The organism is Bacillus sp. SRI_025, from assembly GCF_057592095.1.
The window spans coordinates 939,143-949,488 of sequence record NZ_JBYEGB010000001.1 but is presented as its reverse complement, the minus strand read 5'-3'; the positions used below and the strand labels follow the sequence as shown (position 1 = coordinate 949,488).

Sequence of the window (10,346 nt, the reverse complement as noted above, 5' to 3'; positions counted from 1 at the left end):
AAAAATACAAAACCGAAGTTTTGTTTTTCGTCAGCGTTTGACTGACTACCTATGAAGTATCATAGGATTTTTTTATAAAAACTCGAATTAACAGGTACGTTTTGTCTTGTTTAGTTTTCAAAGAACTTGTGTGTCACTCTCTCAAAGCGACCACTTAAATATATCATATATCTCTACCAACAGTCAACATTTTTCTTAAAAAACATTTTATTTTTTTAAGAAGTTTCCACTGTAAAAGAGATAAAAAATAGAGCCTCTTTTTGCTCCTTTGAAAGATTAACACATATCTATGAAAAAAGCATTATAAATTTCAAAAAAACTCATGTTTTTTTAGAAAAAAATAAAGCCGGTGAAGAACCGGCTTTATTTTTACTCAGATTGCTCTTGATCTGACTCTATAGTTTCTACGTTTTCTTCACTATTCTCTTCATCATCTTCTTGTGATTGTTCAACTAATGCCACTGTAGCGACATGTTCATCATCACCAAGACGAATCAGGCGGACACCTTGAGTGACTCGACCTGTTGTTGAAATGTCTGAAACGGCCATACGAATGATCACGCCGCTTCCTGTAATAATCATCAAGTCCTCTTCAGCTTCAGCATTTGTTGCCTTCACTGCGACAAGCGGACCATTGTTATCAGTGATTTTACATGTTTTAAGACCTTTACCGCCCCGGCTTTGAACACGGTATTCTTTTTCAGGTGTTAACTTACCATATCCTTTTTCGGTTACGATCAATACGTTTGCATCTGGCTCAAGGATTTCCATCCCAACGACGATGTCATCCTCTGAAAGCGTAATTCCTTTCACGCCAGCTGCCGTACGTCCCATTTCACGAACGTCTGTCTCGTCAAAACGAATCAGCATACCTTTTTTCGTACCAATGATGATTTGTTTTTCTCCATTGGTTAAACGGACAGCCATCAGTTCATCTTCGTCACGAAGACTTAATGCGATAAGTCCATTGTTTCGAATGTTGGCAAACTGAGATAATGATGTTCGTTTTGATACGCCGTGTCTTGTTGTAAAGAAGAGATACGAATCTTCATCAAATTCGCTTACTGGAATAATGGCATTAATCCACTCTCCCTTTTCTACTTCAAGCAGGTTAATAATCGGAATCCCTTTCGCCGTTCGTCCGAATTCAGGAATTTCATATCCCTTCGCACGATAGACCTTCCCTTTATTAGAGAAGAAGAGGATCGTATCATGGGTAGATGTTGAAATCAGCTGTTCTACGAAATCATCCTCATTGGTTCCCATGCCCTGAACACCTTTACCGCCTCTTTTTTGGCTGCGGTATGTTGATGCAGGCAGACGCTTGATATAACCATTATGAGTCAGCGTAATCACAATATTCTCAACAGGGATCAAATCTTCGTCTTCAATTGTTTCAATACCTGCCGTCACAATTTCAGTACGGCGCGTATCATTGAAACGTTCTTTGATTTCTGTTAATTCTTCTCTAATGATTTCAAGAACTTTCTCATTGTCTGCTAAAATGGCTTTCAACTCAGCAATCAAATCAACAAGTCCTTTGTATTCTTCTTCTATCTTTTCTCTTTCCAAACCAGTTAAGCGCTGAAGACGCATATCAAGAATGGCCTGTGCTTGTTTTTCGGACAAGCTATAGTTCTCCATTAAGCCATTTCTCGCAATTTCAGCAGTTTGAGAGCTTCTAATTAATGCAATGACTTCATCTAAATGGTCAAGAGCGATTCTCAAACCTTCTAGAATATGAGCTCTTGCTTCAGCTTTACGAAGTTCATATGCTGTTCTTCTGCGAATGATCACTTTTTGATGCTCTAGATAATATTCAAGACATTGTTTGAGGGACAAGACTTTCGGCTGTCCATCAACTAGTGCCAATAAGTTGATCCCAAATGACGTTTGGAGTGTCGTTTGTTTATAAAGATTGTTTAATAGAACGTGGGCGTTCGCGTCTCTTCGCAGTTCAATCACAATCCGCATTCCATTACGATCAGACTCGTCACGCAGATCTGTAATGCCATCAATCTTTTTATCGCGCACGAGATCAGCGATTTTTTCGATCAAACGGGCTTTGTTGACCTGATATGGAATTTCATTGATGACAATCCGCTGCTTACCGCTGGATGTTTCTTCGATAATAGAATTTGCACGTAATGTAATAGAGCCCCGGCCTGTTTCATATGCTTTGCGAATTCCGCTTCGGCCTATGATTTGTCCCGCAGTTGGGAAATCTGGTCCTGGAATGATCTCCATTAGTTCCTGTGTTGTCATTTCTGGGTTTTGACTAATCGCAAGTACCCCATCAATCACTTCACCTAGCTGGTGAGGGGGAATGTTGGTGGCCATCCCTACAGCGATACCTGTTGCCCCGTTGACTAATAAGTTCGGGAATCGAGCTGGCATGACAATTGGTTCTCTTTCACTGCCATCGTAGTTATCTTGATAATCAATCGTATCCTTGGTGATATCACGCAGGATTTCCATTGAAATTTTAGATAGACGCGCCTCAGTATAACGCATTGCCGCTGCACCGTCTCCATCGACAGAACCAAAGTTTCCATGACCTTCAACCAGCATATTACGATAGTTGAAATCTTGCGCCATCCGAACCATCGCTTCGTATACAGCGCTGTCACCGTGAGGGTGGTACTTACCGATAACTTCCCCAACGATACGTGCAGATTTCTTAAATGGTTTATCACTTGTCATACCTAGGTCATTCATCGCATACAAAATTCTTCGATGCACGGGCTTCAATCCATCTCGCACATCTGGTAATGCACGCGAAACAATAACACTCATTGCATAATCTAAAAAGGACGTACGCATTTCTTGACTAATATTTACTTCGCGTACATTTGGTGTATGTTGTTCACTCACTATAAGAACCTCCCTTTACGTATCACATGAAATAAATTATGTGGGAGTAAAATATGTATTTATCTTCACAAGACTATTCTCCATTATATCAATAATCTCGGCTTTATACACATTTATTTACTAGAAAATCAACGAAAACACGGAAAACCAGGACATTCGTTACACGCCCCTATTTCTTGAAAAACAACCTTATTCCAAACAAGAAATAAGGTTGTTCTCAGGAGGGATCTATCTAAATATCAAGGTTTTTCACGTATTGTGCATTTTCTTCGATAAAGTTTCGTCTCGGCTCTACTTTATCTCCCATCAGCATTTCAAATGTCTCATCAGCATCGATCGCATCCTCAAGTGTGACTTGAAGAAGTGTTCTCGCATCAGGGTCCATTGTTGTTTCCCAAAGCTGAGCAGCATTCATTTCTCCAAGACCTTTATAACGCTGAAGTCCAGGCTTTGGTGTTTGAGGAAGTGATTTTAACAGCTCATCCAGCTGTTTATCGTTATACACGTACTCCACACGTTTTCCTTGCTGCACTTTATATAAAGGCGGCTGCGCAATATACACATAACCGTTTTCAATAATTTCACGCATGTAGCGATAGAAGAATGTTAAGAGCAGCGTTCGAATATGTGCTCCATCCACATCGGCATCTGTCATGATCACAATTTTGTGATAGCGTGCTTTCTCTAAAGTAAAGTCTTCTCCGATTCCAGTTCCTAACGCTGTAATCATTGAACGAACCTCGTTGTTCGATAAAATTTTATCTAGACGAGCTTTTTCTACGTTTAGGATTTTCCCTCTTAACGGTAAAATCGCTTGGAAGTGACGATCACGGCCTTGCTTAGCAGATCCGCCCGCAGAATCTCCCTCTACAATATAGAGCTCAGAGATGGATGGATCTTTTGAAGAACAGTCCGCAAGTTTCCCAGGTAAGCTGGAGACTTCCAGCGCACTTTTACGTCTTGTCAGCTCACGAGCCTTTTTGGCCGCCATTCTTGCACGAGCCGCCATCAGTCCCTTTTCCACAATTTTCTTCGCAGAATCAGGATTTTCAAGCAAGAATTTCTCTAGTGCTTCTGAGAAAAGGGAGTCAGTAATGGTTCTCGCTTCTGAGTTCCCAAGCTTTGTCTTCGTTTGTCCTTCGAATTGAGGGTCTGGATGTTTGATGGAGATAATGGCTGTTAAGCCTTCTCGCACATCTTCACCGCTCAAATTCGCATCCCCATCTTTGAATACGCCATTTTTACGAGCATAATCATTGATGACACGCGTTAGACCGGTTTTAAAGCCAGCTTCGTGTGTTCCGCCTTCATACGTGTTGATATTGTTGGCGAAGGAATAGATATTGCTTGTATAGGAATCGTTGTATTGTAATGCCACTTCAACCGTGATTCCGTCTTTCTCACCTTCGATATAAACAGGTTCTTCGTGAACAACTTCTTTTGAGCGGTTTAAATGTTCTACATAACTCTTAATACCGCCTTCGTAGCAGTATTCATTTCTCCGCTCTTTGCCTTCACGCAAGTCTTCAATGATGATGTTTACACCTTTTGTTAAGAAAGCCAACTCACGAACACGGTTGGCAAGTGTATCGTAATCAAATTCAATGGTTTCCGTGAAAATTTCTGGATCTGGCACAAAGTGAGTGGTTGTCCCGGTTACATCTGTTTCACCAATAACCTCTAAATCTCCCACTGGAACGCCGCGTTTGAACTGCTGATAATGAATTTTTCCGTCACGGTATACAGTCACGTCTAAAGTAGTAGATAATGCATTTACAACAGATGCCCCTACACCATGCAGACCGCCTGATACTTTATAACCGCTGCCGTCGAATTTACCACCAGCGTGAAGAACAGTCATAATGACCTCTACGGCAGGACGCCCCATTTTCTCATGAATCCCAACAGGAATCCCGCGGCCATTATCTTTTACTGTAATGCTGTTATCTTTTTCAATTTGCACTGTAATGTCTGTACAATAACCAGCTAATGCTTCATCAATACTGTTGTCGACAATTTCCCATACAAGATGGTGAAGTCCTTTTGCATTGGTTGACCCAATGTACATTCCTGGACGTTTTCTAACAGCTTCTAGTCCTTCAAGCACCTGTATCTGATTTTCATCATAACTATTATGTTGCTGTTCCATTGCCACGTACATTCACCTACACTTTTCTTAAACGATATATTTATATGAATTGAGCTTTTAGACTTCAATTTCAATCACAAACGAAGCACGTTTTTTGAGCGTGCTTGAGGAAAGAGGAGAGTAATAAACAGATTCAGTTGTGACGACAATGGATTTGGGTGTCCCTTGGGATAACGAAATGATCTGTTTCTCTTGTTTTTGTAGAAACTCTTCTACAACAGAAGACGACCTCATTTTGTAATCAACAATTGCGACAATCTCTCGTGTAGAAACAACACAATCATCACCTAAATGAATATACAAGACTCACACCTCATTTATCAGTCAATTACTTTTCCACTGGCTACTCTGAAAATTTCCGCTTCTTTCAAGGTGGCGTGATCGATACCTTCAACACTTGTTGTAGTGACGAAGGTCTGGACACGTCCTTGAATGGTATGGAGCAAATGAGACTGTCTGTAATCATCAAGTTCAGATAACACATCATCAAGTAGAAGAATAGGATATTCTCCGATTTCTTCATGTATCAGATCAATTTCTGCCAGCTTTAGTGAAAGAGCTGTTGTTCTTTGCTGCCCTTGAGAGCCATATGTCTGAACATCCCGACCATTTACAAAGAAAAGCAGGTCATCTCTGTGAGGTCCCCACAGTGTCACCCCTCGGTCTATTTCTCTCTCTCTTAGTTTCTGAAACGATTCTTCATAGCTATTCTTTATTTTCGACAAGTCTGACGCTTCTGATACCTCTATTGCCGTCTGGTATTGGAGCGTGAGTGTTTCTAGCTCTCTAGAAATCCCAAAATGCAGCGGCTGCGCCCATTTTTCGAGCTGTTTCGTAAAAGTCAGTCGTCTTTTGACAACTTTCGCTGCCGCATCAATCAACTGCTCTGTTAAAATCTCCAGCATCGCTTGATCCGTTTGCTTTCTTGTCTGCAATTGTTTCAAGTAATGATTACGCTGAGAGAGGATTTTTTGATAGAGCGATAAATCATGCAAGTAGACAGCAGAAACTTGTCCAATCTCCATGTCGAGAAATCTTCTGCGGATTTGCGGGCTGCCCTTCACAAGACTTAAGTCCTCTGGCGCAAACATGATGGTGTTTAACGCACCAACATAATGACTGAGCTTCTGTTGTTCAATGTGATTGACCTTACCCTTTTTCCCTTTTTTTGAGATCACGAGCTGCATTGGGAGTGGACCATTTTTTTTAATGACTCTACCTTCTATTTTAGCATAGTCTTGGTCCCATCGGATAAGTTCTTTATCATTTGACGTACGATGAGACTTTGCCATCGACAATACATAGATCGCTTCCATCAAGTTCGTTTTACCTTGGGCATTCTCACCGATCATGACATTCACCTTATTGTCGAATTGAAGCTCGGTGTGTTCATAATTTCGGTATGAAGTTAACGCCAGACTTTGAATGTACATGTATTGTCACCCGTTTCTAATTCACAACTTGAAATGTGCCGTAACCTTCTATCTCGACAACATCTCCTGGGTATAGTTTGCGTCCCCGTCTATTATCTGGCTCTTGATTAATGAACACCTCATGTTCACTTAAAAACCATTTCGCCATTCCGCCAGATTGGATGACTTCGGCTAATTTCAAAAACTGCCCTAATGTAATCATTTCTGTTTCAATGGTTATAAGATTAGGCATTGTATCGACCTCTTTCAATATCACTAATATCTAATTGTACTAAAAAACAAGACAAGAAGGAAAGGGGGAAAGCGAACTGGGATGAAAGAAAGCATGGAAAACGAGAAGAAAAGCTGCTGTGCACTCACACAGCAGCCATTTTAGATTGAATTAATACGTTCTTACCGGAAGAATCAATTGCAGGATAGAATCATCATTCGGCGTACGTAGGAGGAACGGTCTCATTGCACCAGTGAAGCTTACATGAATATCGGTTCCCTCTAATACTTTTAACGCATCCAGCATATATTTTGGACTGAAGGAGATTTTAAGATCTTCCCCTTTAATATCATCTGCTTGAACCGTCTCCACCACTTTACCGATCTCAGGCGAATTAGAAGAGATTTCAAGGCTTTGTTCAGGATCAGCTGATAGTTTCACGACATTATTACGTCCTTCTCTTGCCAAAAGTGATGCACGATCAATGGCTTGAAGGAACTCTTTCGTGTTGACCACGACATCCGTTTTACTTTCTTGCGGGATCAGACGAGCTGTATCTGGATAATTACCATCCAGCAATCTTGAGAAGAACAGGACGTTTTGTGCTTTAAAAAGAACTTGTGTTTCTGTAATGACGATGCTCACAAGATCTTGTCCATCATCAAGAATTTTACTTAGCTCTGTTAAACTCTTCCCAGGAATCACGACATTATACGAACTTTCCTCGTTAATATCTAACTTCGCTTTTCTTAAAGCAAGACGGTGGCTATCCGTCGCCGTGCATATTAATTCACCTTTTTCAACTTTCCAGTTTACACCTGTCAAGATAGGTCGTGTTTCTGAGGTGGACACTGCAAAAACAGTTTGACGAATTAAGTTTTTAAGCAGATCTGTCGGAATTTGAAATGCATGATGCTCTTCAATTTGTGGAAGATGCGGATATTCTTCAGCATCTAAGCCGTTTAAGTTAAATTCTGCTGAACCAGAGCGGATGATGGTCAGGTGGTTTTGTTCTACTTCAATTTCGACAGTAGCCATAGGCAGTTTCTTTACAATTTCACTAAAGAAGCGGGCTTGAAGCACAATACTTCCTGGACGATCAATGGTGATAACCTCTAAATCTCCATCTCTTTGAGGAATGAAAGATTCAATTGAGATATCAGAATCGCTTCCTGTTAGAGAAACTCCTTCATCAGACGCAACAATTTTAATCCCTGTCAAAATAGGAATCGTTGTTCTAGAGGATACGGCCTTTAATACATCTTGGACACTTTGGACAAGACGATCTTTTTGAATCGTGAATTTCATAGTGGTCCTCCTAAATTTTCTTAATGACATGTATATATATTTTATTAATAAAAATCGTAGAAGTAATAGTAGGGCTTGTGAATATGTGGATAAGTCGAGAAAAAGAAAGGAAAGACAGCCTATCCACATGTGGACAGACTGTGTATGACTATGCTCTAGTTATTCACATTTTCCCGTACTCATTATATCAGCTTGGTTATTTTAATTGTTCTTTGATCTCTTTGACATGCTGCTGAAGCTGTTCATCTTCAACGATTAATTTCGAAATCTTCTCATGAGCATGAATGACAGTCGTATGATCACGACCGCCAAATTCTTCTCCGATCTTAGGCAGAGAGGAATCGGTCATTTCTCTAGAGAGGTACATGGCAATTTGTCTTGGATAAGCAACTGACTTCGTACGTTTCTTCGCTTTGAAATCCTCTAATCGAATATTAAATTGCTGCCCTACGATTCTTTGAATATCTTTAATTGTAATGACCTTTGGCTTCGATGAAGGAATGATGTCCTTTAGTGCCTCAGCTGCTAGATCTGCATTAATGTCTTTATTAATTAAAGATGAGTAAGCAACGACACGAATCAAAGCACCCTCCAGCTCACGAATATTGCTGTCGATTTGATTGGCAATGTAAAGCATGACTTCATTTGGAATATCTAAGCCTTCTGCTTTTGCTTTTTTGCGCAGAATTGCGATACGTGTTTCTAGATCTGGCGGGGTAATGTCTGTAATTAAGCCCCATTCAAATCGAGAGCGCAATCTGTCTTCAAGTGTCGGAATTTCTTTCGGAGGCCGATCACTAGAAATGACGATTTGCTTACTTTCTTCGTGAAGTGTGTTGAATGTATGGAAAAACTCTTCTTGAGTTTGTTCTTTTCCTGCTAAAAATTGAATATCATCTATCAAAAGCACGTCTACATTCCGATAACGGTTACGGAAGTCGACAGCTTTGTTATCTCGGATTGAGTTGATAAATTCATTAGTAAATTTTTCAGATGATAGATAGACCACTTTGGCTGATGGATTATGGTCGATCACATAGTGACCAATCGCATGCATCAAGTGAGTCTTTCCTAAACCAACGCCCCCATAAATAAAAAGCGGGTTATATGCTTTTGCTGGTGCTTCCGCGACTGCAAGTGAAGCGGCATGAGCAAAACGGTTGCCTGAACCAATAACAAAAGTATCAAATGTATATTTTGGATTCAGCATATTTTGTGGAATGTCAACAGGCTCTTCTTTAGACATTTTTTTGATTGGAGACTTTGGCATGGCTTCCTCTTCGTCCTGATTTTGAGGAATAATAAATTTAATGCTGAGCTCTTCACCTGTTAGTTCATAGATGGTATCAGCAATTAAGTGAAGATATCTTGACTCGAGCCAATCTCTAGCAAATTCATTTGGTGCCGTAATTGTAAGCGTATCTCCCTGAAGAGAATGGGCTTTTGTCGATTTCATCCATGTCTCAAAACTGGGTTTGCTCAATTTTGTCTCTATTTTTTGAAGTGCTTTATTCCACAGATCCAAAATATTTTCCATAAGGCCTCTCCCCCCTCCTTTTCTTTATTAAAATGACCAGTATCAAACTGTTATAGAACACGAAAAAGAGCAAATGGTCATCACCATTCGTGCACATACATTGTTGAAAACAATTAATATAGTAGAAAAACGTCTTTTCGACAAATTACACAAGCTGTGGATAAACAATTCAACAGGCTGTGTAATAACTTTCCACAGGTTATCCACAAATTGTGGATAATATAAATGGGCCAGATAAGTAATTAAGAGTTAAAACACAAATATAATATCAAAATAAACAAGATGGTGCAATGGGTGTCACAAACTTATCCACACACTTTACATCCTGTTGAAAAATAATTATCCACATCGGTTATTTGTGTGAAAAAAATGTCGATAATGGGTGTGGATAGTCTAAATATGCCGGAAAAATATCCACATCCATGTTTTGAAGGTCTTTTAGGAGGAAAAAAAGAATAAAATGCTGGAAACTAAAAAAGAAGGTTTCTTCGTTTGATAACTTATGTTATGCTTATAAGGTTGATAATAAGAGTTTTATCATTGATATTGACAATCGATGGGTTACACAAATATAATGAGTTAGACTGTCTTAAACAGCTATTCCTCAGGGAGGTGTCATAAATGAAAAGAACGTTTCAACCAAATAACCGTAAGCGTAGTAAAGTTCATGGCTTCCGCAGCCGTATGAGTACTAAAAACGGACGTCTAGTTTTAAAGCGACGCCGCAGCAAAGGTAGAAAAAAATTATCAGCTTAGGCCACTGAATAATGTCAGTGGTCTTTTTTACATAAAATCGTAAATGAACTGTCAGTTTTTATCGGAGTGGAAGAAAAC

General features: G+C 39.8%; 8 protein-coding genes. 1 reads left to right on the top strand and 7 read right to left on the bottom strand.

The features are described from left to right. Positions 1-369: 369 nt before the first annotated feature. From gyrA to dnaA, 7 genes are all read right to left on the bottom strand, one after another. Positions 370-2,874: a DNA gyrase subunit A gene (gene gyrA / locus AC20OE_RS04795; protein WP_039175829.1), complete on the bottom strand. Its 2,505-nt coding sequence runs from the start codon at positions 2,872-2,874 to the stop codon at positions 370-372. Between the two features lie 232 nt (positions 2,875-3,106). Beyond that, positions 3,107-5,023 carry a DNA topoisomerase (ATP-hydrolyzing) subunit B gene (gyrB, locus tag AC20OE_RS04790; RefSeq protein WP_024424077.1) on the bottom strand — a complete coding sequence of 639 codons (1,917 nt, stop codon included), beginning with the start codon at positions 5,021-5,023 and terminating at the stop codon, positions 3,107-3,109. A 57-nt stretch (positions 5,024-5,080) separates the two neighbouring features. Further along, the gene (gene remB / locus AC20OE_RS04785) at positions 5,081-5,326 is read right to left on the bottom strand and encodes an extracellular matrix regulator RemB (protein ID WP_039175827.1); all 246 of its coding nucleotides are present in this window, start codon (positions 5,324-5,326) and stop codon (positions 5,081-5,083) included. A 17-nt stretch (positions 5,327-5,343) separates the two neighbouring features. Continuing rightward, complete coding sequence (recF, locus tag AC20OE_RS04780; protein ID WP_024424075.1) at positions 5,344-6,456, bottom strand: DNA replication/repair protein RecF; 1,113 nt, start codon at positions 6,454-6,456, stop codon at positions 5,344-5,346. A gap of 16 nt (positions 6,457-6,472) precedes the next feature. Next, positions 6,473-6,688 carry a S4 domain-containing protein YaaA gene (gene yaaA, locus AC20OE_RS04775; protein ID WP_008360916.1) on the bottom strand — a complete coding sequence of 72 codons (216 nt, stop codon included), beginning with the start codon at positions 6,686-6,688 and terminating at the stop codon, positions 6,473-6,475. Between the two features lie 150 nt (positions 6,689-6,838). After that, the gene (gene dnaN / locus AC20OE_RS04770; protein WP_039175825.1) at positions 6,839-7,975 is read right to left on the bottom strand and encodes a DNA polymerase III subunit beta; all 1,137 of its coding nucleotides are present in this window, start codon (positions 7,973-7,975) and stop codon (positions 6,839-6,841) included. Positions 7,976-8,171: 196 nt separating this feature from the next. Next, entirely contained in the window at positions 8,172-9,512 is a 1,341-nt protein-coding gene (dnaA, locus tag AC20OE_RS04765; RefSeq protein ID WP_024424073.1) for a chromosomal replication initiator protein DnaA, read from the bottom strand. Between the two features lie 621 nt (positions 9,513-10,133). Between dnaA and rpmH the strand changes: the two genes are divergently transcribed. Then, the gene (gene rpmH / locus AC20OE_RS04760) at positions 10,134-10,268 is read left to right on the top strand and encodes a 50S ribosomal protein L34 (protein WP_073208224.1); all 135 of its coding nucleotides are present in this window, start codon (positions 10,134-10,136) and stop codon (positions 10,266-10,268) included. Positions 10,269-10,346: the final 78 nt, after the last annotated feature.